The organism is Pseudomonas brassicacearum, from assembly GCF_003732265.1.
Taxonomy (GTDB): Bacteria; Pseudomonadota; Gammaproteobacteria; order Pseudomonadales; family Pseudomonadaceae; genus Aquipseudomonas; species Aquipseudomonas brassicacearum_D.
The window spans coordinates 1-521 of sequence record NZ_MOBK01000023.1 but is presented as its reverse complement, the minus strand read 5'-3'; the positions used below and the strand labels follow the sequence as shown (position 1 = coordinate 521).

Genomic DNA, 521 nt, shown 5'->3' with positions numbered 1-521 from the left:
ACAGGTTTCTTTCATCGCTACCCGCGGTCAGAAAGGCATGCAAGCTGAAGAAGTACAAGTTATCTAACTTGTAGCTTCTTTAGAAAAGAGCCCCGCCCTTAAAAGCGGGGCTTTTTTGTGGGCGGCTGTTTTTCAGCTCGCAAAAAAAGATCGCAGCCTTCGGCCCCTCCTACAGGATGTACATCAATCCTCTGTAGGAGCCGCCGAAGGCTGCGATCTTTTTTGCTTGTGCCTTACCAGGCCACGCCAAACCCTGCGGTGTAACGGGTCTTGTTCAAGTCCGCATCGTTGGTGCCGCTGATGATGTCACGCTCAGCCTTGAGGTTAAGCGAAGCCCAATCGGTGACCTTGTAGCGCAAGCCCATCTCGGCATCCAGCGCGTAATCGGCAACACCCGACAGCGGCTTGCCTACTTCACCGTTGGTGAAGAATTCGACCTTCTTGCCAATCAGGTATCGATTGTAATCCCACTTCATCGCGACAGAATAGAAGTTGTCCTTGCTGCCATCGCGATACTCGTA

General features: G+C 52.2%; 1 protein-coding gene and 1 pseudogene. One reads left to right on the top strand and one right to left on the bottom strand.

What is annotated here, in order from left to right; all coding sequences use genetic code 11:
• Positions 1–67, top strand: a pseudogene (locus tag BK660_RS29835) (cold-shock protein); the annotation flags it as partial.
• A 166-nt stretch (positions 68–233) separates the two neighbouring features.
• Here BK660_RS29835 and BK660_RS29830 read toward each other — a convergent pair.
• On the bottom strand, positions 234–521 hold a 288-nt coding region (locus BK660_RS29830; RefSeq protein ID WP_123436387.1), incomplete at its 5' end, for a DUF481 domain-containing protein.